This window comes from Mycolicibacterium wolinskyi (genome assembly GCF_002101965.1).
Taxonomy (GTDB): domain Bacteria; phylum Actinomycetota; class Actinomycetes; order Mycobacteriales; family Mycobacteriaceae; genus Mycobacterium; species Mycobacterium wolinskyi.
Genome location: NZ_LQQA01000006.1, coordinates 244,994 through 271,116, shown reverse-complemented (window position 1 = coordinate 271,116; position 26,123 = coordinate 244,994). Strand labels below are relative to the sequence as shown.

23 protein-coding genes and 1 tRNA gene are annotated in these 26,123 nt (G+C 66.1%); 9 read left to right on the top strand and 15 right to left on the bottom strand.

What is annotated here, in order from left to right; genetic code table 11:
- Positions 1-35 precede the first annotated feature (35 nt).
- The 5 genes from AWC31_RS05075 (at position 36) to AWC31_RS05055 (ending at position 5,911) form a co-directional block, all read left to right on the top strand.
- Positions 36-497, top strand: coding sequence for a hypothetical protein (locus AWC31_RS05075; RefSeq protein ID WP_234816729.1), 462 nt, complete (start codon positions 36-38; stop codon positions 495-497).
- Between the two features lie 73 nt (positions 498-570).
- Positions 571-2,880: a TPR repeat domain-containing protein gene (locus tag AWC31_RS37640; protein ID WP_207626290.1), complete on the top strand. Its 2,310-nt coding sequence runs from the start codon at positions 571-573 to the stop codon at positions 2,878-2,880.
- An 11-nt stretch (positions 2,881-2,891) separates the two neighbouring features.
- Complete coding sequence (locus tag AWC31_RS37095; protein ID WP_133060110.1) at positions 2,892-3,767, top strand: hypothetical protein; 876 nt, start codon at positions 2,892-2,894, stop codon at positions 3,765-3,767.
- A 912-nt stretch (positions 3,768-4,679) separates the two neighbouring features.
- On the top strand, positions 4,680-5,045 hold the full coding sequence (locus tag AWC31_RS05060; RefSeq protein ID WP_085143237.1) for a carboxymuconolactone decarboxylase family protein: 366 nt from the start codon (positions 4,680-4,682) through the stop codon (positions 5,043-5,045).
- Positions 5,042-5,911, top strand: a complete 870-nt coding sequence (locus AWC31_RS05055) for an alpha/beta fold hydrolase (protein ID WP_085143235.1) — start codon at positions 5,042-5,044, stop codon at positions 5,909-5,911. Before AWC31_RS05060 ends, AWC31_RS05055 begins: the two co-directional genes overlap by 4 nt.
- Before the next feature lie 93 nt (positions 5,912-6,004).
- Here AWC31_RS05055 and AWC31_RS05050 read toward each other — a convergent pair.
- Together AWC31_RS05050 and AWC31_RS05045 are read right to left on the bottom strand one after the other, a co-directional pair.
- Positions 6,005-6,080: transfer RNA gene (locus tag AWC31_RS05050), tRNA-Thr, on the bottom strand.
- A gap of 55 nt (positions 6,081-6,135) precedes the next feature.
- Positions 6,136-7,347 (bottom strand): DNA polymerase III subunit delta', encoded by a 1,212-nt coding sequence (locus AWC31_RS05045; protein ID WP_067850296.1) that lies wholly within the window; start codon positions 7,345-7,347, stop codon positions 6,136-6,138.
- Positions 7,348-7,428: 81 nt separating this feature from the next.
- On the opposite strand from AWC31_RS05045, the gene AWC31_RS05040 reads away from it, so the two are divergent.
- The gene (locus AWC31_RS05040; RefSeq protein ID WP_085143233.1) at positions 7,429-9,036 is read left to right on the top strand and encodes an adenylate/guanylate cyclase domain-containing protein; all 1,608 of its coding nucleotides are present in this window, start codon (positions 7,429-7,431) and stop codon (positions 9,034-9,036) included.
- On the opposite strand, the gene AWC31_RS05035 is transcribed toward AWC31_RS05040, so the two are convergent.
- From AWC31_RS05035 to AWC31_RS05025, 3 genes are read right to left on the bottom strand one after another with little or no spacing between them, the layout of a single operon-like run.
- On the bottom strand, positions 9,037-10,428 hold the full coding sequence (locus tag AWC31_RS05035) for an aldehyde dehydrogenase family protein (RefSeq protein WP_085143231.1): 1,392 nt from the start codon (positions 10,426-10,428) through the stop codon (positions 9,037-9,039).
- Positions 10,425-11,216, bottom strand: a complete 792-nt coding sequence (locus AWC31_RS05030; protein WP_085143229.1) for an SDR family NAD(P)-dependent oxidoreductase — start codon at positions 11,214-11,216, stop codon at positions 10,425-10,427. The genes AWC31_RS05035 and AWC31_RS05030 overlap by 4 nt, the downstream gene beginning before the upstream one ends.
- 55 nt (positions 11,217-11,271) lie before the next feature.
- Positions 11,272-12,774 (bottom strand): hypothetical protein, encoded by a 1,503-nt coding sequence (locus AWC31_RS05025; protein ID WP_085143228.1) that lies wholly within the window; start codon positions 12,772-12,774, stop codon positions 11,272-11,274.
- Positions 12,775-13,152: 378 nt separating this feature from the next.
- Between AWC31_RS05025 and AWC31_RS05020 the strand changes: the two genes are divergently transcribed.
- A complete protein-coding gene (locus AWC31_RS05020; RefSeq protein WP_133060109.1) occupies positions 13,153-13,812 on the top strand; it encodes an AraC family transcriptional regulator in 660 nt (219 codons plus the stop codon).
- A gap of 4 nt (positions 13,813-13,816) precedes the next feature.
- Here the strand turns inward: AWC31_RS05020 and topA are convergent, their stop codons facing one another.
- From topA to AWC31_RS05005, 3 genes are all read right to left on the bottom strand, one after another.
- The gene (gene topA / locus AWC31_RS05015; RefSeq protein ID WP_085143224.1) at positions 13,817-16,633 is read right to left on the bottom strand and encodes a type I DNA topoisomerase; all 2,817 of its coding nucleotides are present in this window, start codon (positions 16,631-16,633) and stop codon (positions 13,817-13,819) included.
- Between the two features lie 103 nt (positions 16,634-16,736).
- Positions 16,737-17,330, bottom strand: coding sequence for a hypothetical protein (locus AWC31_RS05010; protein WP_085143223.1), 594 nt, complete (start codon positions 17,328-17,330; stop codon positions 16,737-16,739).
- 104 nt (positions 17,331-17,434) lie between these two features.
- A complete protein-coding gene (locus AWC31_RS05005) occupies positions 17,435-17,638 on the bottom strand; it encodes a cold-shock protein (RefSeq protein ID WP_003882601.1) in 204 nt (67 codons plus the stop codon).
- 298 nt (positions 17,639-17,936) lie between these two features.
- Between AWC31_RS05005 and AWC31_RS05000 the strand changes: the two genes are divergently transcribed.
- Together AWC31_RS05000 and AWC31_RS04995 are read left to right on the top strand one after the other, a co-directional pair.
- Positions 17,937-20,291 (top strand): DNA 3'-5' helicase SftH, encoded by a 2,355-nt coding sequence (locus AWC31_RS05000; protein WP_085143432.1) that lies wholly within the window; start codon positions 17,937-17,939, stop codon positions 20,289-20,291.
- Positions 20,292-20,560: 269 nt separating this feature from the next.
- The gene (locus tag AWC31_RS04995; protein ID WP_085143221.1) at positions 20,561-21,586 is read left to right on the top strand and encodes a PAS domain-containing protein; all 1,026 of its coding nucleotides are present in this window, start codon (positions 20,561-20,563) and stop codon (positions 21,584-21,586) included.
- Here AWC31_RS04995 and AWC31_RS37755 read toward each other — a convergent pair.
- Genes AWC31_RS37755 through ssd form a run of 7 tightly spaced genes read right to left on the bottom strand, consistent with a single transcriptional unit; the run spans position 21,583 to position 26,028 of the window.
- Complete coding sequence (locus AWC31_RS37755; RefSeq protein ID WP_308204526.1) at positions 21,583-21,993, bottom strand: Rv3654c family TadE-like protein; 411 nt, start codon at positions 21,991-21,993, stop codon at positions 21,583-21,585. The genes AWC31_RS04995 and AWC31_RS37755 overlap by 4 nt on opposite strands.
- The gene (locus AWC31_RS37750) at positions 21,920-22,204 is read right to left on the bottom strand and encodes a TadE family type IV pilus minor pilin (RefSeq protein ID WP_272937906.1); all 285 of its coding nucleotides are present in this window, start codon (positions 22,202-22,204) and stop codon (positions 21,920-21,922) included. Before AWC31_RS37750 ends, AWC31_RS37755 begins: the two co-directional genes overlap by 74 nt.
- A 38-nt stretch (positions 22,205-22,242) precedes the next feature.
- Positions 22,243-22,446 (bottom strand): DUF4244 domain-containing protein, encoded by a 204-nt coding sequence (locus AWC31_RS04985; protein ID WP_085143219.1) that lies wholly within the window; start codon positions 22,444-22,446, stop codon positions 22,243-22,245.
- Between the two features lie 18 nt (positions 22,447-22,464).
- Positions 22,465-23,034 (bottom strand): type II secretion system F family protein, encoded by a 570-nt coding sequence (locus AWC31_RS04980; RefSeq protein ID WP_085143218.1) that lies wholly within the window; start codon positions 23,032-23,034, stop codon positions 22,465-22,467.
- Positions 23,031-23,804, bottom strand: coding sequence for a type II secretion system F family protein (locus AWC31_RS04975; RefSeq protein WP_085143217.1), 774 nt, complete (start codon positions 23,802-23,804; stop codon positions 23,031-23,033). Before AWC31_RS04975 ends, AWC31_RS04980 begins: the two co-directional genes overlap by 4 nt.
- The gene (locus AWC31_RS04970; RefSeq protein WP_085143215.1) at positions 23,801-24,961 is read right to left on the bottom strand and encodes a TadA family conjugal transfer-associated ATPase; all 1,161 of its coding nucleotides are present in this window, start codon (positions 24,959-24,961) and stop codon (positions 23,801-23,803) included. Before AWC31_RS04970 ends, AWC31_RS04975 begins: the two co-directional genes overlap by 4 nt.
- Complete coding sequence (gene ssd / locus AWC31_RS04965; RefSeq protein WP_085143213.1) at positions 24,958-26,028, bottom strand: septum site-determining protein Ssd; 1,071 nt, start codon at positions 26,026-26,028, stop codon at positions 24,958-24,960. Before ssd ends, AWC31_RS04970 begins: the two co-directional genes overlap by 4 nt.
- Between the last annotated feature and the right edge of the window lie 95 nt (positions 26,029-26,123).

Here is a 26,123-nt window from a genome sequence, read left to right as displayed (position 1 = left end):
GTCTGTTTCTCGCCGCATGCTCCGGAGATGAAGCGATGCAACCGAAAGACGTTGTGCCCGAGTCACAACAACAAGCCCAGGGCGCAATCGTCGGCTTGCTCAAGAAGTCCCTGAGTGCGTTGCCGGCCGGAACCGTCCTGGATGCGACACGGTACGGTGTTGCCGGCTCCAACAGCTTCTGCGACGACAACGACACCAAACCCACCGCGGCCAAACACTTTCAAGCCGTCGGCGAGCTCAAGCTGTCGGCGGGCACTGATCCCGCGGCGATGGTTTCGAGAGTCGGCGAGACCTGGCGCAGCTGGGGCTGGCGCGTCGAGGAACGCGACGGCTTTCACAAACCCAACCAATTCGGCTACGGGCCCGACGGATACCGGCTCCAGATCATCGTCGCAGCACGCGAAGGCTACCCGCCCACACTCCAGGCCAGCACACCTTGCTTTCCGGGCACCATCGCCCGCGACGACGTCGACTTCCCGATGCAACTGCAGGCTTAGCCGCCGATTAGTGTCTCTGCCGTAGCTTGACGTCGGCGATACTGAGGTTAGCTGTCCTGGCGAGGGGGTTTCCGTGAGTGCGCTTGATGGGTTCTATTCAACGTGGAACAAGGCCCGCGAGACGTTTGGGCAGGGCACTCCCGACGACGGCTCCCAGTTCGACGGCAGCTCACGGCTGATGGAGATGAAGGCCAGCGTCGACGCTGCCGCACCCGATGACCGCTGGCAAGGCTCCGGATCCCAGGCCTACGCCGCCGCCAACAAAGAACACGCATCCGTCTACGAGAAACTCGCCGAACTCGACAAGAAGATGGCCGGCGAGGTCAAAAAGGCCGCCGACGTCGTGAATGTCGGACGGACCAACCTCGATACGTCCAAGGGCTGGGTCGAGAGCATGGTCAACTGCCTGCCGGCCGGCCTGTCCGACACTGATCGCGAGAACAAGTTGATCCCGATCGCCAAAGCGGGCATCACCAAGGTCGACGACATCGTCAAGGCGGCGACCGACGACATGACGACCATCAAAGGCAACGTCGACAAGCTCAAAGGTGAGTACGAGACCATCCAGAAGACAACGCGGTTCGGACCCGCAGGCAATAAAGAAGGCAAGGAAGACGACAAGCCAGACATCATGTCCGCGTGGCAGGACCGCGCGGACGGTGAGCTCTTGCCAGAAGACGTCGATGGTTTGGTTCAAGACGCCCTCAACGGCAACAAAGATGCAGCATCGAAGGTCGACGAAATTTTGAACACCATCGATCCACGGCAGCTCCAGGGCCGCACCGACCCGACTACAGGAAGCAAGATTCCGGCCGAGAAGCTGAATCCCGTGCAGGCTGAACTCGTCGGACGAATGCAGCAGCGCATGGAGGACATGTCGTTAAACGATCTTTCCGCTCTTAAAGAAAAGCTCGGCGATAAAAACGACATTCTGACCAACGCAATGAATGTCATGAGCGACCCCGATGTGAACTATCCCCGACACGGTGACGCGGAAGTAGTCAGCCCGAATGGTGGTATTCCGACGAGTGGATGGGACGTCGGCGGAAAGGACGACCTTCCTTCAGGGGTCCGCGATGCGCTGGGAGCCAAGCTAGACCTCTCCGGCCCTGCTCATAGCGACGCACCTGGCGTCGACGTGCACTTCGGTGATACAGACGGTGCCCGCAACCTCATGACGCTATCCGACATCATCGGTGATGGAGATCCGAAATTTCAACAGGGCTCCGAACTTGACCGGTCACTGATGTCACGTGGTCAGGAAATTCTGGCGGCGAGCCCAACTGGTGGTAATGAGGTTGTGCAGCGGATTTTCGAAACCGCCGGCCACGATAAAGTGATCGCACACGATATGTTCACGAAGAACCAGGAGTTTCTGGAAGACGTCCTGACTAATCCCTGGTCTGACGACGGTAAAGCTGCGAGCACATTGACCGACTGGATCAAACAGGATGCAAATTCTCCCGATCCGGAATTGAATCGCCGCGCTGGCGAGACCGCGCGCGTCCTCGCCGATTACATGGGCACACACAAAACGGACCTTCTTGACATGACCGGTTTTGATTCACTCGGCAAAGAGAATCCCCTGCTAACACAGAGCTTGGCAAATGCGATGACGCCCTACCTTGACGAGATAGCCGGGCGGCCATCCGACACCGCTGGTGGACTGGGTCTCAATCCGACTACCGGGTTCGGCGAAGCATTCGACGGCGGCGACGCAAAGTCGCCTAAGGCGGTCGACCTTCTCACCGTGCTCAACACCGACGACGAAGCTGCCCGCATCATAAACGCTCGATCCATAGCCTTACAGAACGACTACATCAATGATTTCGCTCAGTCAGTGATCGATAACCCAAATTTCCCTCAAGATGCGACGGCGATCGACGCGGCCGGAAAGCTGAAAGGCATATCCGAAAACGCATTGATCAGCGCAAGCAACGACGTCATTGGCGATGGCGCAGAGGCCAAAGAACGCGTAGGCAGGCTGCTATCCGGGGCGCTCGATATGGCGGGGAACCTTCCAGGACCAACCGGAACCGCGGTCGGAATATCCTCACCCTTGTTCAAGGAGTTCATCACAAGTTTCGAAACGGACAAGCCCGCGGACATCACCACTCCAACCCGAAGCTCTATTTCTATGCAGGCGATGTTGGCCAATTCCTTCATACAAGCCGGACTTGGGCCCCAAGAGGGGATCGATGCCCTGTCACCCTTTGATCCCGACCGAAGAAACGGACTGGACGTTCCACGCAATCCAAACTCAACGGAGTACAACGATTTCGCATCCGCGCTCAGAAACTACTTGGACAACATCAGTCGACCAGTCCAGACCGGCATCGGTGCGTATAACCAAGCGTACCGCGACGCGCTCCCTGAGACCTGAGGTAACTCCCGATGGCCAAGCCCAATCGACGAATATGGCATAGATTGTCTGCCGCATCGGCAATCATCCTGTGTTCATGCACCCCTTCACCCGATTCACCTTCCGCCACAGCGTTTCCGAACTGGCCGACAGAATTCAACAGCTTCCGATTTCACTGGGGTGCCGCGCCGGGTATTGACCTCACGAGCGGTCCAGCAGTCGCGGTACGCGCTTATGTCGAATCATATCGACTTGGTTTTCTATCCAGGAGAGAATCCTCTGTGGCGTATCCGGGTTTCCTCCAGGCGACGCCCGAAAATCTCCCAGAAGATCCTGGTACGCCAGCCGAGCTTTCGGATATTCGCCCGGAGCCGCTACCGACACCAGACGATGATGACCCCAATAACTCGCCGACGGAATTTTTTGGATACCAACCGTCCTACATTCTGACGCTTGAGCAGATTGGAAATTCCTATCGGGTAACCGTATGCGAGGGTTATTATGCCACATTCCGCAAAAGTGAGACGGACGGCAAATTTCTCTCGATAATCACCGATCTTCCCAACGGCACTTCGCAGTACGGCGAACAAGCTGCAGTACATGTCAGGCGCATTGATTTAACGAACCAGGCTGCACCGGGTGGGGTCGACACACCTGCCAGCCAACAGTCCGGTCCGATGCCCGCTCCGTCCAATGATGTATTTAAGCCTTGGTTCATATCAGCCGCCAGCACTTTCTTGTGGGGCCCACTCGGAAAAGCGAACACCGTCAGTCCGCCCGAATTACAACAACAATGCGCAGACCACATGCCGGATGACGCACCCGCCCGTAAAGCGCTGTACACGGGCCTACACGACCAACCACCACCGCACGGCGATCCGATACCTGGATGGCCGGATCAGGAGTGAGGAACCACACCAGGTATCGCGACTTAGACGACCGATCGCTCCAGCTCCCGTGGGTGCCAACCCACCGGCTAGGTCGCAGCACACGAAGCTACCCACTTGTCCGATGGACTTTGGCCTCCATGCAGCGGAGGCATGGGTGCGCGATCGCTATAACGACTGCCATCCTCATGCTGACAAGCGGATGCAATACTCCTGCCTCAACGCACGGAGAGAACACTACGACGACGACGCCAACCGAACGAAGCATTACCGAACAAGTACTCAGTAACGTTAGATGGATACCTAACCCCGCAGTCGACTTGATGTCGCCCGAAGGCACATTTATTCGCGCCGCGAGTGAATCGTACGCACGTATCGCATTCGGACGCGGGCGCGGCGAGGAAGCCATCGCAGATGCCGGCTACCCTGGGTTTCTGCGCGCATTCAACAATGTCGCTGATGCGGAAACGTCTGCCGGGAACGGCGACAAGACGCGAACTTGGGTCGGAACCGCGTATAGCGAAGTCGTGAACTTTCGACGTGACGGCGGAAGTTTCACCGCCGAGGTATGTTCCTACGGATCGATGAGTGCTTACGAGAGCGACGGCAATTACGTGAGCGCTGGCAGCACACCTAGTTGGGGCGCCGGTTCCTACACATTTGGACCGGACCCGAGGATCGCGGCCGCAGACCAGCACGAGCCACCCAGAAACCAGAGGGGTCCGGCGCGCACTCCCTCAACCGATGTATTCGGCACGTGGGTGCTCACCAACGTAAGCACGGTCGAATTACCCCAATGTGCGAAGCTAGCGCCAGATACTCCAATGACGTGGCCACCGGAGAAATACGTCCGGCCGGACCCGCCGCCGACCCTGCCGCCAAGCCCCGGCTGGCCCGAGGCCCCAACCCAATAACCATGCCAAGCTGGCCGGCATGACAGATGTCCGTGAGGTAGGTCTTCAGGTCTTTCGTGAGCTGCTGCCGGAGGCGGTGCCGGAAAACGTCGAGGGGGATGGCTCATTCGGTGATGAGTTGTTGGGTATCGGGATCGACAACATCTTCGGCCGGTTGTGGAGTCGTGAAGGCCTGAGTCGTCGTGATCGCAGCCTCGTCACGATGGGCATCCTGATCGCCTTGCGCGCGACCGATGAGTTCGAGGCGCACGTCATGATCGCCCGCAACAACGGCCTCACCGAAGACGAGATCGCCGAGGTCATCTATCGCGCCAGCGGCTATGCCGGATTCCCGAACGCCAACTCCGCGATGAAAGTGGCCAAACGGGTACTAGAAGAACCGTGAGCCCCGTAACCCACCACCGGATCACCGTCGACGGAGTCGACACGTTCTACCGCGCAGCCGGGCCCATCGACGCACCGGTCCTGCTCCTCCCCCACGGCTATCCGGCCTCGTCGTACGTCTATCGCAATCTCATGGCGAGCTTGAAAGACTGGCGGACAGTCGCACCAGATCTCCCCGGATTCGGCTACAGCGCAACGCCTTCCGTCGATGACTTCGGCTACACGTTCGCTGCCTACAGTGAGTTCCTGCAGAGCTTCGTCGATGCCATGGGCCTGGACCGCTATGTGATCTGGTTGCACGACTACGGGTCTCAGTTCGGGTTCCAACTCGCGATCGCCAAACCGGAACGCGTCGCGGGCCTGATCATCCAGAACGGTGACATCTACGAAGACGCGTTCGGCCCGAAATACGACTTCCTCAAGGAGTCGTGGAACAACCCCGGGCCGGAAGCCCGGCGCAGGATCGCCCAGCACGTGACGCTGCACGGCTTCGAGACCGAGTTCCGCGGTGAACTACCCGCCGACGTGGCCGACCGCATCAGCCCCGATCTGTGGACCTTGCACTGGTCGCTGATGTCGACGACGGAGCGCATCGCGAACCTGATCCGGCTCCTCGAAGACCAACCCAACACGCTGCAGTGGTTCCCCGCCGAACAGGCCTACCTCCGCGAGCACCGGCCGCCGGCGTTGATCGTGTGGGGGCCGCATGACGGCTACATGCCGGAGAAATCGGCCAGGGCATATGAGCGTGACCTGCCCGGCGCGCAGATCCATCTGCTCGGCGGCGGGCACTGGCTGCTGGAGACCCATCTCGACGAGGTGCTGCCGCTCGTCGAGGGCTTCCTGACCCAGGTTTACGGCGATTGACGGCCCCACTGTCACGGCAGAGTGGCGGTGGATGCCGAGAGCCACTCTCGCGTGACAATCACGCCGCGGACGCGCCGCAGAAGCGCAAAAATATGGAGCCGCCCAGGGGAATCGAACCCCTGACCTATTCATTACGAGTGAATCGCTCTGCCGACTGAGCTAGGGCGGCGTGCTCGGCGAACCGGGCGGGACGAGTCTACGGCAGACGCCCGGCACCGCCAAAGTCAGTTCCCCCGCAGCGCCTGCCCGACGGTGGCGACCATCGCGTCGACCGCGAATTTCGGCTTGACGTTGACGGCAAGGGCTTCGCGGCATTCGAGCACCGCTTCGATGCAACACAGCAGCTTGTCGGGCGGTGCGTGAGCAGCGAGCGCCGCGACCTTCTCGGCCATGTCGGGATGGTTGGCCGTGACGGCAGACGCACCCGAGGACACCAACAACGCATCCCGGAAGTAGGTCGCCAAGTCGATGAGCGCCCGGTCCAGCGCGTCGCGTGATGCGCGCGTCTGGCGGGATTTCTGCCGCTTCTCCAGCTCTTTGAGCGCACCGGCGGCCCCGCGCATCGTCGCGGCGGTGCCTTTACCGGTGCCACCGGCGCCGAGCGCGGTCTTGAGCTCCTCGGTCTCGGTCTCGTTGCGCCCCGCGGTCAATGCGAGGGCCTCCGCCTCGGCGACCGCGACCATCTCTTCAGCGGCCGCATACGCCCGTGACGGCGTCGCGGCATCCCGGGCCAGCCCGAGGGCCCGTTTGCGGCGCTCACGGGCCTCAGGATCGGTCGCGAGGCGACGCGCCCGGCCGACGTGGCCCCCGCTGACCGACGCCGCCCAGCGCGCGTCCTCCTCGGGCAGCCCGTCACCGGAGATCAGCACGTCGGCGATGGCGTCGACCGACGGTGTCGTCAACGCCACATGCCGGCACCGCGACCGCAGCGTGATCGCGATGTCCTCGGGATCCACCGACGGCGCGCACAGCAGGAACACGGTCGACGGGGGCGGCTCCTCGACAACTTTGAGCAGCGCGTTGGCCGCGCCCTCGGTCAGCCGGTCGGCGTCCTCGATCACCACGATCTGCCAGCGCCCGGTTCCGGGCCGCCGCGACGCGATCTGGACGATCTCGCGCATCTCCTTCACCGCGATGGACAACCCTTCGGGCACGATGCGCCGCACATCGGCGTGTGTACCGGCCATCGTCGTCGTGCACGCGCGGCACTGCCCACACCCCGGCACCCCGTCTGACGTGCACTGCAGCGCGGCCGCGAAGCACAGCGCCGCCACCGAGCGGCCCGAGCCGGGCGGGCCGGTGATCAGCCACGCGTGTGTCATCGTCCCGGTCGCCGTACCGTTGTGGGCAGAGTCACCACGAGCGGCCGCAGCCGCGGCCACCAGCTCCTGTTCGACCGCGTGCTGGCCCACCAGACGCGAAAAGACACCGCTCATCACCGCCAACAGTAGTGGTCAAGCCGACACAACCTCCTGACAGCGGCGCTGAACGTCCCCGCGGCCCGATACGGTAAACGGGTGACCACGCAGCCCATCCCCATCGCGCGAATCGGTGCATTCGCGCGATGGGTGGCGCGTACGCCGTGGCCGGTGTTCACCCTGGGCATGCTGCAGGCCGACATCATCGGCGCGCTGTTCGTGCTCGGCTTCCTGCGGTTCGGCCTGCCGCCGGAGGATCGCATCCAGCTGCAGGACCTTCCCGCCTACAACCTGGCGATCTTCCTGGGCTATCTGTTCGTGTCGTTCATCATCGGCGCGTATCTGAGCCTGCGGCTGCTCATCCCGGTCATCCGCTGGCAGCGGCGCGACACGCTGCTGGCCAAGGGCGACCCGGGTATCACGGCCCTGGCCCGCGCCCGCGCACTCAAGATGCCGTTCTACCGGACGCTCATCAGCGTCACGAACTGGTGCCTGGGCTCGATCGTGTTCATCGTGGCGAGCTGGCCGGTGGCCAGCCAATCCGCACCCGTCGTGGCCGTCGCCACCGCGCTCGGCGCGACCGCGACGGCGATCATCGGGTATCTGCAGTCCGAGCGCGTGCTGCGGCCGGTCGCGGTGGCCGCGCTGCGCGGCGGGGTCCCGGAGAACTTCCGTGCCCCTGGAGTGATCCTGCGCCAGGTGCTGACGTGGGTGCTCTCGACGGGCGTGCCGATCCTGGCGATCGTGCTGGCCCTGGTCGCCAGCAAGTTCTCGATCCTGACTGCCCCGGCCGACCGGCTCACCACCCCGATCCTGCTGCTGGCCGTCGCCGCGCTGGTGATCGGGCTGTCCGGCACGGTGCTCGTGGCCATGTCGATCGCCGATCCGCTGCGCCAGCTGCGCTGGGCGCTGGGTGAGGTGCAGCGCGGCAACTACAACGCGCACATGCAGATCTACGACGCCAGCGAGCTCGGCCTGCTGCAGGCCGGCTTCAACGACATGGTGCGCGATCTGGCCGAACGGCAGCGGCTGCGCGACCTGTTCGGCCGCTATGTCGGTGAGGACGTGGCCCGTCGCGCCCTGGAGCGCGGCACCGAGCTGGGCGGCCAGGAACGCGACGTCGCGGTGCTGTTCGTCGACCTGGTGGGTTCGACGCATCTCGCGTCGACGATTCCGGCAGCCGACGTGGTGAACCTGCTCAACGAGTTCTTCCGCGTCATCGTCGACACCGTCAACAAGCACGGCGGGTTCGTCAACAAGTTCCAGGGCGACGCGGCGCTGGCCATCTTCGGCGCGCCCATCGAGCATCCCGACGCCTCGGGCGGGGCGCTGGCCGCCTCCCGCGAACTGCACGACGAGCTGGTCAAGGTGCTGGGCACCGAGACCGAATTCGGCATCGGCGTCTCGGCCGGCCGCGCGATCGCCGGCCACATCGGCGCCAAGGCCCGATTCGAGTACACGGTGATCGGAGACCCGGTCAACGAGGCCGCCCGGCTCACCGAGCTCGCCAAGCTCGAGGAAGGCCACGTGCTGGCCTCGGCGATCGCGGTGAGCGGCGCACTCGACGCCGAAGCACTGTGCTGGGACGTCGGCGAGATCGTCGAGCTGCGCGGCCGCACCGTGCCCACACAGCTGGCCCGGCCGGTCAACCTGGTGTTGCCCAAAACGATTGCAGCCGAGGAGGTCTCGAGCGAAGCTCAGGGCTGACTACACCGAGAAATGGACGCTCTTGACCTCGGTGAACTGCTCGACGCCCTCGATTCCCCGCGTACGTCCCAGCCCGGACGCCTTGAAGCCGCCGCTCGGTAACTCCGGATAGGAGCGGTTGTAGCCGTTGACCCATACCGTTCCGGCGTCGATCGCCGACGCCACCCGCCAAGCGCGACCGACATCAGCTGTCCACACCGAGCCCACCAGGCCGAACGGTGTCGCATTCACCATCGACACCGCCTGCTCCTCGTCGTCAAACGGTTCGACTGTGACAACGGGCCCGAACACGTCGTCCTGCACGAGCGGCGATGTCACGTCGACGTCGGTGATCACTGTCGGGGCCACGAACCCGCCCGGCAGCCCATCAGGATGCAGGCCGTGCCCGCCGGCCAGCAGGGTTGCGTCGGCGCGCGCACGATCGAAGTATCCGAGCACCCGTTGTGCCGCCGCAGTGGAGATCAACGGGCCCACGTCAGTGGCCTCGTTGCGTGGATCTCCCACCGTCAGTGCTCGCGTACCGTCGATCACGCCTGCGGTGAAACGTCGGAAGACGCTTTTCTCAACCAGTATCCGAGTGCATGCCATACACATCTGACCTGCGGTGATGAATGCGGCCGCCACGACATCCGCACACGCACGCTCGATGTCCGCGTCGCCGAAGACCACGGCCGCGCCCTTGCCGCCGAGCTCAAGCAGGGGTCGCGTCATGCTCGCTGCGGCCGCTTGCATCACGCGCTGTCCGACGGCCGTAGACCCCGTGAACGAGACCGCCCTGATCTCGGGGTGGCGCACCAGAGCCTCGCCGACTTCCCGATCACCCGCCACAACGGACACGGCGTCCTCGGGCAAACCCGCGTCGCGCCCGAGTTCAAGCACCCGCCGCGTGACGAACGTCGTCTGCGGCGACGGCTTGACCACCGCGGTTACCCCTGCGGCGAGCGCGGGGGCCATATCCCGCATCATGAGCAGCACGGGCCAGTTCCACGGCACGATGAACGCCGTCGGTCCCACCGGCTGACGGACGACGTGCATGACGTTGCCATCCGAAAGCGATCCGGCTCGGCCGCCGACGTACCGGCACAATCCCGCGTTGTAGCGTAACGCCTCTGCCGCACCGATGACCTCGATCCGCGCCTCCCGCATCGGTTTTCCGGTCTGGGCAACCAACGCGGGCACGAGTTCCTCCGCAGCACCGAGGAGTCGGGCAGCCCACTCGTTCATCACCGTCGAACGCAGCCGGTGGTCGCGAGCCCACGCAGGCAAAGCCGCCCGAGCAGCACCGATCACGTCTTCGAGTTCAGCCGGCCGTGTGGCGATCACCTCGCCTATCGGCACGAGTGTCGACGGATCGACCGCGACGACGTCCGCGTCACTCATCACCGCTGTCATGCGAACACCTGCCCGCCGTCGACCAGCAGGGTCTGCCCGGTGACGAATCCGCTCGCACGACTCGCGAGCCACAGAACCGCACCCACAAGGTCCGACGGAGTCATCTCGCGCTGCAGCGCCCGAGTCTGGGCGGACCGCGCCGCATACCCGGCCGGGTTGATCTCCGCAGTGGCCGAGTCGGAGACCAACCCCGGCGCGACACCGTTCACCCGGACATTGTGTGAGCCGAGTTCCCGGGCAGCGGCCCGCGTGAGCCCGTCGACTGCGGCCTTCGATGCCACATAGTGCGCGAAGCCCGGTACGCCTGCCCTGGCGACCGTTGAGCTGATGTTGACGATCCGCCCTCCACCGCGGCTGACAAATGCGGGCAGCGCAGCCTTGATGGCCTGCCAACTGCCTCGGACATTGACCCGCAGGACGAGATCCCACTCTTCGGAGCGGAGTTCTGCCAGCGGCCGCTTGGGCCCCAGCCCCCGGTATATCGCTGCGTTGTTCAGCAGGACGTCCAGGCCGCCGAACTGATCGACCGCAACCTTCACGGCGCTTTCCAGATCTGCATCGTTGGTGACATCTGCCGCGACGAACACGGCCTTGCCGGGCCCAGCTTCGTTCGCCGACCGGGCAAGCTCCTGCCCTGCCCGTTCCGTAGCGACGACATCGGTCAGCACGACGTCAGCGCCGGCTCCTACCAGTGCCCGGACATACTCGGCGCCGATGTCTCCGGTTGCCCCGGTGATCAGGGCGACTTCGCCCCTCAAGTCGATCGTCGTTGTGCCGGTGATACTCATCTCCAGCCCTCCCTCTCCGTAACATGTTGTGGTAATTGATTTTCGAAGAGCGCTTTCACCAAATCAGCGCGGCCACCGTGACGCTCACGATCAAGCCGGCGCAAACGGGGACGAACAGCCGACGCGCGAGAGTGGCGACCGGAATTCCGGCCACACCGGCAACGGCGACAAGAGACGACCAGATGATCAGCGTTCCACCGCCCGTCCAACCTGCCGCGTTCTGCGCGATCGCGGCGAGCGTCGCCGTCGTCTCAGGGCCGGCAGAGTGCGCCAGCGCATCGGCCAGACCACCGGTGAACGGAAGCCCTGTCCACCCGGAACCGTCCAGGCCGACGAGCATGCCTGCCAGCATCATCGCGAACATGATCAGAAACTTGTTGTCGGGGATGTACGGCTCCGCACTGCCGATGAGGTCGAACAGGAACGCCGGCGCGGCCGCATCCTCCGGAAGCAGCATGATGCGGCCCGCGAAGTCCGCGATGCCGATCAGGACGAAACCAGCCACCGGGATCACAGCACCCATGGCTCGGAACGCGAACACCAATCCGTCGACGAAGTAGGTGCCTGTCCTGGCCAGGCGGTCCTCACCGCCGGTGATCAGCGTCATTGCGAGTGTCAATAGAACTGCCGTGCCACCGATCAGCGCTGCGCCGCTTCCGCTCTCGACAGGCGGAACCCAACTCGTCAGCTTGCCGGCGAGCATGTAGGCGACCACCCCCGCGAACGCAACCGGCACGGTCACCGCGAACGCCCGGCCCAATGGTCTCCCCGGCTGTTCCGCCGCAGGTGTGTCGACCAGGAACGCATCGATGCCGTCAGCGGGTTCAGATTGGCGCCCAACAGTTTCCGCCGCGCGGTAGGCACCGACCGCAACCGCGACGGGGTCCGGCTCTCCTGCATGGGCCCGTGCCCGTACTACCGCCCGCCCATTGGTACGGACGTGACGAACGTAGACGAACGACACTGCAACCGCTCCAACCAGCCAGCTCAGGATCAGCGCCCGGTTTCCGATCAATTCCGCAGGCACACCCGCACCGCTGGCCGAGAGACCCGGAGCCACACCGATGACATAGTCGGACGCAAGCGCCATACCCTGACCCGCGATCGCGATGGCCATCGCCGCGGCGATCGGAGGGAGGCCTGCGCGAATGGCCGCCGGAAGCAGGATCGCCGCGATCAATGCCAGCGACGGCGTCGGCCAGAAGATCAGCGACAGCAGATAGGTGACGCCGAACAACACGAAGTAGGACAACGTCGCGTTCTTCATCAACCGGGCCAACGGATCGATCATCCGTTGCTCGGCGCCCACGGCCTTCATCGCCGCGATCATCGCGGTGACACTGGCCAGAACCAGGAAAATGCTGAGGAACTCGGTGATCGCGACGGCGCTCGCGCTGAAAACGCTGCTGACACCCGTGACGAAGCTGCCGGTGTAGACCCAGGCGGTCACCAGGGTTGCCACGATAGCCGGCACGACCACACTCTTGCGCGCAACCATGAAGGCGATCAACGCCACTACGCCTATCAAATAGACCCAGTGGGCCGCGGTCAAGTGCATGCTGACTCCCGGATCATCATTGCCGCAGAAGCGATTTCGTCGAAGTCTCATTGCGCGGCCGGTTGATGTCAAAGGTCATCATGCCCACACAGATGTGGAGCGTGTGTGCACGCTGGGCGGATTCCGAGCACATCCATTCAAGCCACTCTCCGCCGGACGGCAGCGGAATCACCGTTCCAGCCAGGCTCCATTTTTTGCGAAAGCTTCTCGGCAGCAACGTTTTACAAGGAGATTCCCGCGCTAATCGCGCCCCGCTGCGCGCTTGGTGGCAGAATCCGCTCTGTGACGGATCGGTTCTCGCTGGAGTCGTTCCGCTGCGCTTCCCGCCACCCCACAGGGTGGATTCGCGACCGCGTGGCGTCCGACTCCCCGTGCCTGGTGATCGCCACCAGCGGCGTGTGGATGGAACGCGCCCCCCGGTCCGCGCCGGTGACGGTGGATGCCCAGACCGTGTCCTACCGCGCCGGACAACCCGACTTATGGGTCCAGCACTCAACTGACAACCATGACAGCGTCGAGGTGATCCGGTTGCGGCGCGCACTCGACGTACCTCAGGCCCTGCAAGCGACGACACACGCTACCGCGCGCTTGTCCATGGATTGCCTACTCGCACACGCCGACGTCATCGCGGCCAGGAGTAGGGCGATGCCGCAACCGGAGATCACGCTCCGGCTCGAACGACTCGTCGCCCTGGTCGTCGACGACCTCACTCAGAGCTTGAGGCGGCCGCACCACTTCTCACCGTCACACGTTCGGCTCGCAGAACGCGTTCGCTTCGACTCTGGCACCGCGGCTTCCCGCAGTCATACGAGCCGCGTTTTCAGGCAGGTGAACGGAATGACACTTTCGCACTACCGTCAACGCAGCCGCATCGCCGATGCTATCCGCAGGATCGCCTCCAGTGACGACAAATTTGCGCGCATCGCCGTCGATTCAGGTTTCGCCGATCACGCGCACCTCTCGCGATCCGTCGCCCTCGCGACCGGGCTGACACCGACCTCATTGCGAGCACGCTTCATTTCCGCGAAAGCGACCTGACGGGCTAAGCCTTCTTGGCGGCCTTTTTCGCCGGGGCTTTCTTGGCGGGCGCCTTCTTGGCCGCCTTCTTCGCGGCTTTCTTCACCGGCCCGCGGGCACGGCGATCCGCCAGCAGCTCCGACGCCCGCTCGTCGGTGATCGACAGGACGTCGTCGCCCTTGCGCAGGCTCGCGTTGGTCTCGCCGTCGGTGACGTACGGCCCGAAGCGGCCGTCCTTGATCACCATGGGCTTGCCCGACGCCGGATCGGTGCCCAGCTCACGCAGCGGCGGTGCGGCGGCCGCTTGACGGCCACGGCGCTTGGGCTCGGCGTAGATCTTCAACGCCTCGTCGAGCGTGATGGAGAAGATCTGGTCCTCGGTCGCCAACGAACGAGAATCCGTGCCGCGCTTGAGGTATGGGCCGTAGCGACCGTTCTGCGCGGTGATCTCCTCGTTGTTGGACGGGTCGACACCCACCACCCGCGGCAACGACAGCAGCTTGAGCGCGTCCTCGAGCGTCACCGTCTCGATGTCCATCGAGCGGAACAGCGAACCCGTACGCGGCTTGGGACCCGTCGGCTTCTTGCCCTTCTTAGCCGGGGTGCCCGCCTCGGGATCCTCCGGCGGTTCGGGCAGCACCTCGGTGACGTACGGCCCGAATCTGCCGTCCTTGGCGACGATTTCGTGTCCGGTCTCCGGGTCGACGCCCAGCGAGCGGCCCTCTTGCGGTGTGGCGAAAAGCTTTTCGGCGAGTTCGAGCGTCAGCTCGTCGGGCGTCAGCTCGTCCTTGAGGTTGGCGCGCTGCGGCTTGAGCTCACCGGGATTGTCCGGATCTGCGATCATGCGCTCCAGGTACGGACCGTTGCGGCCCACCCGCACCACGATCGCCCGGCCCTCGGAATCGTCAAAGAGCTTGATGGAGTTGACTTCTCGCGCGTCGATGCCTTCGAGGTTGCCACCGACCAGCTTCTTGAGACCACCGGCGCGCGCGATCGAACCCTCGACGCCATGATCGCCGCCGAAATAGAAGTTGTTGAGCCAGTTGGTCCGTCGCTCCTGACCGTTGGCGATCTCGTCGAGTTCGTCCTCCATGGCGGCGGTGAAGTCGTAGTCGACGAGCCGGCCGAAGTGCTGTTCGAGCAGGCCGACGACGGCGAACGCCACCCACGACGGCACCAGGGCGCTGCCCTTCTTCTGCACGTAGCCGCGGTCCTGGATGGTCTTGATGATCGAGCTGTAGGTCGACGGCCGGCCGATACCCAGCTCTTCGAGGGCCTTGATGAGCGAGGCCTCGGTGTAACGCGCGGGCGGGCTGGTCTGGTGTCCGTCGGCGGTGAGGTCGGCGGCGTCCACGCGCTGGCCCTGCGTGAGGTTGGGCAGGCGACTCTCGGCGTCGTCGGACTCGCCGCCGGCCAACTCGTCGATGCTCTCGACGTAGGCCTTGAGAAAGCCCGGGAACGTGATGGTGCGGCCGGACGCGTTGAAAACCACCTGCTCGCCGCCGGCCGCAGTGCCCGCGATGCGCAGCGACAGCGTCGTGCCACGCGCATCGGCCATCTGCGAGGCGACGGTCCGCTGCCAGATCAACTCGTACAGCCGGAACTCGTCGGTGTCGAGCTGTGCATGTAGCTGGCCCGGCGTCTGGAACACGTCACCGGCGGGCCGGATGGCCTCGTGCGCCTCCTGCGCGTTCTTCACCTTCCGGGTGTACTGGCGCGGCGTGGGATGCACGTACTCGTCGCCGTAGAGCTGGCGGGCCTGGTTGCGGGCGGCGTTGATGGCCGACTCCGACAGCGTCGTCGAGTCGGTACGCATATAGGTGATGTAGCCGTTCTCGTACAGCCGCTGCGCGATGCTCATCGAGCGCTCCGACGAGAATCGCAGCTTGCGGGCGGCCTCCTGCTGCAGCGTCGAGGTCATGAACGGCGCATAGGGCCGACGCGTGTACGGCTTCTGCTCGACGGAGCTGACGGCCAACTGAGCGCCCCGCAGGCCCGTCGCGAGCGCCCCGGCACTGGCCTCGTCGAGCACCAGCACCTCGTCGGGCTTCTTGACCTGGCCCAGCGAGTCGAAATCGCGGCCCGTGGCGACCCGGCGGCCGTCGACGGTGTTGAGCTTCGCGGTGAACCTGGGAGGAGAGGCGTCGGCGTCCGAGACGCTAGCGTCCAGCTCGGCGGTGACGTCCCAGTAGCCGGCCGTGCGGAACGCCATGCGCTCGCGCTCACGCTGCACGATGATGCGCGTGGCCACCGACTGCACACGGCCAGCCGAGAGCTTCGGGGCCACCTTCTTCCACAGCACCGGGCTGACCTCGTAGCCGTACAGGCGGTCGAGGATGCGCCGGGTCTCCTGCGCGTCGACGAGGTCGTTGTCCAGGTCACGCGGGTTTTCGGCGGCGTTGCGGATCGCGGGCTCGGTGATCTCGTGGAACACCATCCGCTTGACCGGGATGCGGGGCTTGAGGGTCTCCAGCAGGTGCCAGGCGATCGCCTCGCCCTCGCGGTCACCGTCCGTCGCGAGATAGAGCTCGTCGACGTCCTTGAGCAGGCCTTTCAGCTCGGTGACGGTGCCCTTCTTGTCCGGGCTCACGATGTAGAGCGGTTCGAAATCCGCATCGACGTTGACCCCGAGGCGGGCCCACGGTTCGGATTTGTACTTCGCGGGCACGTCGGCAGCGGCCCGCGGCAGGTCACGAATGTGGCCGCGCGAGGACTCGACGATGTAATTGGAGCCGAGGTAGCTGGCTATTTTGCGCGCCTTGGTCGGCGACTCGACTATTACGAGTCGCCGGACATTACTCGTTCCCCTGCCGCCACCGCGGTCCAGGTCGTCGCCAGCCAACTGTGCCTACGCTCCACTTCTTTAGCTGTCCCGCCTTGCGAGACAACTGCCAATTTCGCATTCCGCGAGATCCTACGCAAACTGGCTCTCCGCTCACGCACTATTAAATACGTGGCCAATGCGCTAACGCCGCGGCGTCCCCCGGCGGTTCCCCCACGTTCTCGACCAGGCGCGACAGCCGTCGTCGACCACTGATCCGCAACGCAGGGCGCGAGCCGCGGGTGCCGATCAACGTCGGTGCGATACCCACTCGCATCATGGCCGATGCCAGCGGCGCGTGGGTGTCGGGGGCATGCGGATCCAGTCCGAGCAGATAGCGGTCGTCGGCCTCGGGCGTTCCGGCCGCCAGCGTCCACGCCCGCAGCTCGCGCGACCCGGGCAGCCACTGCACGGGCACGGTCTTCACCGCGCCCCGCGTCCAGTCCCGCGCGATCGGCACCAGCTGCGGATCGAGCGCCGTACGCACCAGCGGCGTGTTCTCGTCCGTGCGGGCGATCTCGGGCTCCAGACCGGCCTGCGCGATCATGTCGGCCAACCCCTGGGCGCGCCAGGGCTCGTCGACCACCACCGAAATCCGCGCCGCCTGTTCGGTGGAGCTACCCACCAGAACGATTTGTCCGGGGCCGGCCAGCATCCCGGTCAGGTCGGGCACCGCGGGCGGCACCGACTCGGCCGAGAAGAACGACAGCTGGCTCACGAATCGACACTAGGCCAGCCGGGGCCCCAAAAACGAGAACACCCCCGCGGTGTCCGGTGCGGGACTCTCGCGGGGGTGTCTGCGTTGAGTTTTTGTTGTTTGGCTCAGATGGCCCGAACACCCGTGGCCTGCGGCCCCTTGGGGCTCTGGCCGACCTCGAACTCAACCTTCTGGTTCTCCTCCAGGGTGCGGAAGCCGCTGCCCTGGATTTCCGTGTAGTGGACAAACACGTCCGCCGACCCATCTTCGGGCGCGATGAAGCCGAAGCCCTTCTCCGCGTTGAACCACTTCACAGTTCCCTGTGGCATTTCTTGATCTTTCCTTCTCTTCTTACCGGGTGCGGTCCACCGACTTCCGGCGTACCGGGCCCGTTCCGACCGCCATACCTTCGTGGAGTCGTCGGAACTTGACCCGACCTACAACCCTCGCAGGAACCGCGATCGCAACGACGATCCTGCGAGTGCGAGTACAAACACAGAAGCTGCGACCGTCGTAAGTCAATCATGTTCAGGGCTGCCGCGACAGTCTCGACTTGCAGCGTGTGGTGAACAATTCGTTTACAAACCCGAGCAGGCCCCGCCGGGGTGGATGACAGGAGGTCGCGACGTGTCGGATCGGGGGCTGGATTTCGGCCGTGAGCTGCTCGCTTGCGCGGTCGAGGGCACGCCGGCCGACGAAGAACCGCTACGCCATGTCGCGGATTTACCTCCGCGTCAGGGCAAACCCCTCACCTGGCCGGACTGGGCACACCCAGATGTGGTGCGCGCGTTGCATGATCGGGGCATCACCGCGCCGTGGTCGCACCAGCTCGAGGCAGCACAACTCGCGCACGACGGACGCCATGTCGTGATATCGACGGGCACGGCCTCGGGGAAATCGCTGGCCTATCAGCTGCCGATCCTGTCCACCCTCGCCGCCGATCCACGGGCCCGCGTGCTGTATCTGTCGCCGACCAAGGCGCTCGGCCACGACCAGCTGCGCACCGCGCAGGCACTGACCGAAAGCGTCACCGCGCTAGGGGATGTCGCGCCCGCGCCGTATGACGGCGACAGCGCGCAAGAAGTGCGGCGCTTTGCCCGCGAGCGGTCGCGGTGGATTTTCTCCAACCCCGACATGATCCATTTGTCGCTGCTGCGCAACCACGCCCGCTGGGCGGTGTTCCTGCGCAACCTGAAATTCATCGTGGTCGACGAATGCCATTACTACCGCGGCATATTCGGGTCCAACGTGGCAATGGTGTTGCGCCGGTTGCTGCGGTTGTGCGCGCGGTATTCGCCCGACGAAGCAACGCCCACGGTGATTTTCGCGAGCGCCACCACCGCCGCGCCCGCCGAGACCGCCGCCGAGCTGATCGGCCAGACCGTCGTCGAGGTGACCGAGGACGGGTCACCGCAGGGTGCGCGCACGATCGCCCTGTGGGAGCCGGCCCTGCTCGCCGACCTCACCGGTGAGAACGGCGCCCCGGTGCGGCGTTCGGCCGGCGCGGAGGCCGCGCGGGTGATGGCCGACTTGATGACCGAAGGCGCGCGGACGCTGACGTTCGTGCGGTCGCGGCGCGGCGCGGAACTGACCGCGCTCAGCACCCGGGCCCGGCTGGCCGAGACCGCGCCCGATCTGGCCGAGCGGGTGGCCTCCTATCGCGCCGGGTACCTCGCCGAGGATCGGCGCGAACTCGAACACCAACTGGCCGACGGCCGCCTGCGCGGCCTGGCCACCACGAACGCGCTCGAGCTGGGCATCGACATCGCCGGCCTCGACGCCGTCGTCATGGCGGGCTTTCCCGGCACCGTCACCTCGTTCTGGCAGCAGGCCGGGCGGTCCGGACGACGCGGCCAGGGCGCGTTGATCGTGCTGATCGCGCGCGACGACCCACTCGACACCTATCTCGTCCACCATCCGGCCGCCTTGCTCGACAAGCCGATCGAACGCGTCGTGATCGACCCGACCAACCCGCATGTCCTCGGCCCTCAAATACTCTGCGCTGCCGCCGAACTCCCCCTCACCGAGGCCGAAGTGCGGCGGTGGGACGCCGAATCGGTGGCACAGTCCCTCGTCGACGACGGGCTGCTGCGCAAACGACCGAGCGGGTACTTCCCCGCCCCTGGCGTCGATCCGCATCCCGCCGTCGACATCCGCGGCTCGATCGGCGGCCAGGTCGCCATCCTCGAAGCCGACACCGGCCGCATGCTGGGCAGCACGGGCGCCGGACAGGCTGCCTCGTCGGTACATCCCGGCGCGGTGTATCTGCACCAGGGCGAGAGCTATCTGGTGGATTCGCTGAGCTTCGAAGACGGTGTCGCGTTCGTGCACGCCGCCGATCCCGGCTACACGACGTTCGCCCGCGAACTCACCGACATCGCGGTCACCGGCCCCGGCGAGCGAATGACGTTCGGCCCGGTCACCGTTGGCCTGGTGCCGGTTTCGGTGACCAACACCGTCGTCGGCTACCTGCGCCGGGCCTTGGACGGCGAGGTTATCGACTTCGTCGAGCTCGACATGCCGACACAGACCCTCGACACCATGGCCGTCATGTGCACCATCACGCCAGAGGCACTGCAGGGCAACGGCATCGACCCGCTCGCGGTTCCCGGATCATTGCATGCGGCCGAACACGCCGCGATCGGCCTGCTGCCGCTCGTGGCCAGTTGCGACCGCGGCGACATCGGTGGGGTGTCGACGGCTGTCGGACCGGTCGACGGATTGCCTGCGATCTTCGTCTACGACGGGTACCCGGGCGGCGCCGGATTCGCCGACCGCGGCTATCGGCGGCTGGCGACGTGGTGGGGCGCGACGGCCGCGGCGATCGAGGCGTGCGAGTGCCCGCACGGCTGCCCGTCGTGCGTCCAATCGCCGAAATGCGGGAACGGCAACGACCCACTCGACAAGTCGGGCGCGGTGCGGGTACTCCGCCTGGTGCTCGGCGCGCTGAGCGAATCCCAGCGCGACCCCCGACCGCGTTGACGACCGACCCCTCGACGGCCGACTACACGGATCGACATGAACTTCGGGCACGCCGAGCACACAGGCGTTGCGATGAACGGTCGGACAACGCGATCCGTTCCCAATCCCGGAGGCCGGGTGCAGTGGCAAATTACGTGAACTCACTCATGTTTGCAACTCCTGGTCGCTCGGCGCACCCGCTCGAAGGCGCCGGAAGCGGCCATATGGTGCGGATTTCGTCGTCCTAAGGAGTGCGAACGACGACCTTACCGCCGGGTAAAATAACGCCCATGACCCACGACTGGCTGCTCGTGGAGACACTGGGCAGCGAGCCTGCGGTGGTCGCACGGGGCTCTCAAACGAAGAATCTCGTTCCGATAAGCGCGTTTCTACGCCGAAATCCGAACCTGATGGCCATTCAGAGTGCGATTGGCGAAACCGTACGCGCAGGTCAAGGCCTGTCCAGCATCACTCCGAAGAACGACCGCGTAATCCGCACCGAAGTGGTGCAGATGACCGACGGGCGCATTCACGGCGTGCACGTGTGGATCGGTCCGCTCCACGTAGAGCCACCGGAACGCCCGATCCCCGGCCCTCTCAAATGGGACCTCTCGACCGGCATCGCGACCGATACTGCGGAATCCATACGCAACAGCGGGCTGAACCCGGAAACCGAGGCCACCGAAGGGCGCGCGTTCGCCGACGATCTGCCGACGCGCGACCTCAATCCGAGCGAGGCCAAGGTGTTGTCGATGACGATCAAACCGCAGCCCGGCAACACCATCTGCACGACGTGGGACGTCACCGACTTCCGGGGTGAACCCATCACGGTGGGCTTCGTGGCGCGCGTCGCCCTCGAACCCCAAGCCGATGGCCGCGACCGGTTGATCTGCCGCGCGATGAACTGGCGCAGCGATCGCGAGGGACCCGCCGTCCCGGTGGACTACCTCGCACAGCGGATCCTCGACGGGCTCGCGCAGCCCGGCGTGCATCGCGCGCTCGTCGACCTCAACAACTGGAAGTTGCTGAAGTGGCTCGACGAGCCGGCGCCGTTCTTCGACTGGCGCAGCCGCGAAGGCGGCCCCGCCCGTATCCATCCGGCCGACGCACGCCACATGGTCACGATGACAACCGAATTCGCGAGCGGCGTCACCACCGCGGTGCTGCGGATGCGGACGACCGACGGCGGCTGGTGCCCGGTGCACATGACGATCAACCGGGTCGAGCTGGAACCCGGCACCTACGCCGGGCTGCTCGCGTTGCGGCTGCCCACCGAAAGCGAGATCGCCGCGGCTGACCTCGACGAGGTGGACTAGGTCTCGACCGGACCCGCGCGGGCCACGGCACGAGCCGAGCCCGTGCCGAAGCGGCCGAGGCTGACTCGCACCTGCACGTCGAGCACCACATCGAGTCCGTCGACCCGGCACGCGGCGACGGTGGTGCGCATCGCCGAAGCGATCTGGCTCGCCCGAGCGCACGCCGCCTCCGGCCCGCCCGCCACAGCACCGGCCGCGGCGAGCGCCGCGAGATCAGCGGCCGCCTGCGCGCGATGACGGGCGATCACAGCGGCCCCGAGATACGCTGCGCCCGTCGTGAACGCCAGCAGGATCGCGATCAGCGCGACGGCCAGCAGGCTGGCCGATCCCCGGTCATCGCACGCCCGGTTCGACAGCGGCGGCCGCCTCGGCCGAGATGGTGAGCCCCGGCAGTGCGGCGCGGGCACTGACCTGGGCGAGGACCAATCCGCCGTCGCGGCGCAGGTCGACTGCCGCGCCCCGGGGCGCGATGCGGCGCGCGGTCTCCGCCGCGGCGCGGTCATCGCCGCGAGCGGCGAGCCGGGCGGCCTCGCGTGCCGCGTCAACGCACCGAACCTGCATCGACACCGTGCTGAGCCCGCCAACGCACAACACCAGGACGACCACCAGCGCCGCGATTGCGAAGGCCGCCTCGACCGTGACTGCACCTCGGTCATCTAGACGTTGGTGTTCAACGCACGGGTGATGATGTTGCTCAGCGCGCTCACGATCGAATCCCCGGTCACCACCGTGTAGAGGATGGCCCCGAACGCCGCCGCGGCGATGGTGCCGATCGCGTACTCGACGGTCGACATGCCCGACTCGTCGATCATCAACATCGTCATACGCGCCTGGACCCGCTGAAACACTCTGCCTGCCATTGGTTTTCCTCCCAATCTTCACAACAAACCCGAACCGAGTACGTCGCCGGCAAGGCCGACGACCACGGGGACGATCCCGAGGCACAGAAACGCGGGCAGGTAACACAGCCCGAGCGGACCGGCGACGAGCACCGACGCCCGTTCGGCGGTGGCATCCGCCGCGGCCGCCGCATCATGGCGGGATTGGCCGGCCAGCTCGGCCACGCCGTGCGCCAGCGCGGTGCCCGACGACGCCGACCGACGCGCCAGCCGCAGCAGTGCATCGACGTTCTTGTCATGCGGCAGAGCATCGTTCGACCAGGCAGTCGCGGGGTCCGCGCCGAGCGCAAGCAGATCGGCCGCCCGCGTGAGCAACGGGGCAAGTGACGGTGGCGCCGACGGTGCGGCAGCCGCCGCCGCATTCGACACGGCCATGCCCGCACTCAGGCATGCCGCGAACAGATCGAAGGTCGAAGCGGCCGCGAGTGGATCGTCATTGCCAGACCGCCGCGGTGCACGTGCGTGAACCGTCGCAGGCGCCAACCGATTCCGCGTCGGACTCACTCCGATCATCAGCGCTGCCGCGAGAAACAATGCCGCCCAGCTCATCTCATCGCCCCATCGGTTATCCGGTCGGACCAGAGCAACCCGGCACACGCCAGCAGCACACCGATGACCAGCAGCCAGCCGCCGACTCCGGGCGCCAGCAGAAAACCGATCGGGTCGGCACCGATCAACTGTCCGAGCCCGATGCCGACGACCGGCAACCCGGCCAACACGGCCGCGGTGGTTCTCGGCCCTGCCATCGCCGCGCTGACCCGCGCCGAAAACCGTTCCCGCTCAACGATGTCCTGTTGTGCGGTGCGCATCAGCGTGGCGATCGACAATCCGTGCGCCTGCGCCAACCGCCAGCACGCCGCGAGCCGTTCCCAATGCATCGGCAGCTGAGACTCGCCTGCGACATCGTCGAGACCTGCGGCCACGTCGGCGCCGAGGCGGGCGCGGGCCGCAACTGCCCGCATGCCCTCGCCGACCGGCCCGGACACCTCGCCTGCGGCGGTGCCGAACGCGCTCACCGGATGAGCTCCGATGCGCAGTTCACCGACCAGTACATCGAGTGCGGCCTGCATTGCCGTGGATTCCCGTTCACGTCGTATGCGTGTGGCGCTGCGGCGTCGTCGCAACGCCACCGTCCCCGCGACTGCACCGGCCGCGAGCGCGATCGACACCGGTCCCGTCAACGCGAGACCCACGCCGGCGACCACCCCGATCGGCCACGCGCGCAGGCGCCTCGACTGCACGCGCGTCATCTCGCTGAGCCGCGGCGCGGCGGGCCAGATCAGCAACGCGGCCGCCAGGGCCAGCGCTGCCGCGGTCACCGGGCACCCCGATCGACGATGAGCTGCTGCAGAATGTCGGCGCCACAACCGAATCCGGTATCCGCGTGCCACGCGGTCAGCACGTCCAGTGCACCATCGCCGGTGCGGCGCAACACCGCGATCTCGGCGAGCCGGCGTCGCCCGGTGCGGTCACGGCCGACATGCAAGAGCACCTGCACCGCAGCCGCCAGTTGGCTGTAGAGCGCGGGCCGATCAAGACCGCCGAGCGCACCGAGCGCCTCCAGCCGCGCGGGCACCTCGGCTGGACTGTTGGCGTGCACAGTGCCTGCGCCGCCGTCATGGCCCGTGTTGAGGGCGGCCAGCAGGTCGACGACTTCCGCGCCGCGCACCTCACCTACCACGATTCGGTCGGGCCGCATCCGTAGTGCCTGCCGGACCAGATCGCGCACCGTGATCTCGCCGACCCCTTCGACGTTGGCGCCGCGAGCGACCAGTTTCACGACGTGAGGATGTGCCGGCGCGAGTTCGGCCGCGTCCTCGACACATACGATGCGCTCGTGCTCGGCGACGCCACCCAGCGCAGCGGACAGCAGTGTCGTCTTTCCACAGCCCGTGCCACCCGAGATCAAGAACGCGAGCCGGGCCGCGATGATCGCCCGCAACAGCTCGGCAGCCGGCGGCGCGATGGCCCCGGACCGCGTCAGGCTGTCGAGATTCTGGGTGGCCGGGCGCAACACCCGCAGTGATACGCACGTACCACCCGCGGCGACAGGTGGCAGCACCGCATGCAGACGCACCGTGAAAGCCCCGATACCGCTGAGCTGCCCGTCCACCCAGGGCTGTGCCTCGTCGAGACGGCGGCCGGCCAGCAATGCGAGCCGCTGCGCCAGCCGTCGTACGGCGGCTTCGTCTGCGAATCGAATACCGGTGCGGCGCAATCCGTCCCCGTCATCGACCCAGACCGCATCGGGTGCGGTGACCAGGACGTCGGTAGTTCCGTCGGCGTACAGCAGCGGCTCCAGGATGCCGGCGCCGGTCAGTTCGGTCTGCAGGACCCGCAGATTGCTCAACACCTCGGTGTCACCGAGCAGCCCGCCGGATTCGGCCCGGATGGCCGCGGCCACCACGTCCGGACTCAGCGGTGCGGTCTCGGCGACCAGCCGCTCACGCACGCGGTCGATCAGCGACGTGCTCATGCGGCCTCCAGCGCGGGGTTCTGGGCCAGCACGCCGAGCACCTGGCGCGCGGCAACGGCGAGCGGTGATCGTGGGCGCAGCCGCAACCCGCCGCGCTCCAGTGCGTCGTGCAGGCCAGGCTGCGGTCGCATGGCGGCCAGTAGCGGCAGATCGACGATGCGGGCGACCTCGGCTGCGCGCAGGCCGCCAGGGGCCGGGCCGCGCACCACCACGCCCGCGTTCGGGTTGCACGCCAGGACCCACGGCCGCACAGCCGCGGCCGCCGCACACGACCGCACGTCGGCCGGCGTCACGATCGCGACGAGATCGGCGGCATCCAAGGCAGTTTCGGCTGCCGCCGTGCAACGCCGCGGCACGTCGCACACCACCGTCACTCCGCCGCGACAGCCCGCGTCGACCACCGCGCCGAGCGGCCCGGCCTCGATGTCGACACCGGTACGCCCGCTCGACAGGACGCTGACCGCACCGCGCCGCGGCAATGCGTCACGAAGAGCGGGATAGCCCAGCCGGCCCCCTTGCAGCGCGAGATCTGGCCAACGCAGGCCCGGCTCGTCCTCACTGCCGAGGACGAGGTCGATGCCGCCGCTCCACGGGTCGCCGTCGACGAGGAGCGCGGCGGGCGCTGACTGAGCCAGCGCGACTGCGAACACCGACGTACCTGCGCCGCCCCTGCCCCCAACCACGGCGACCGCCGGGCCGCGCCCGTCGTCGTCGCGATGTGCCGCGTCGGACAGCGCCGCGACCAGCTCGGTGTCGCCGCCTGGCAACGTCACGACCAGTTGCGCGCCGACCGATATCGCCGCCTGCCAATCCGCCGGTTGGGGGTCCTCGTGGCCGATCAGCACCACCCGCTCACGGCGCGGCAGGGCCCGCTCGGCACACCGCCGCGCGGCCGCCGCGTCGAGCAGCACACCCGCTGCGGCGAGCCACACCTTGCGGCTCGATGGGTCGTCGACGTGCACCAGGCCGACGCCGGCGGCCGCGGCCACCCGATTCGCGTCCGCACGCAGCAGCGGATCGCCGATCAGCGCGAGCACGGCGCGGGTCGAACTGTGTGACGGGGCCATGTCCCCACCCTGCGGCCACGTGGCGCGCCGGCACCATCACCAGATCGCGGATTGTGGATGAAGGACAGGCTGGGGATAACTGCTGACAGGTGTCA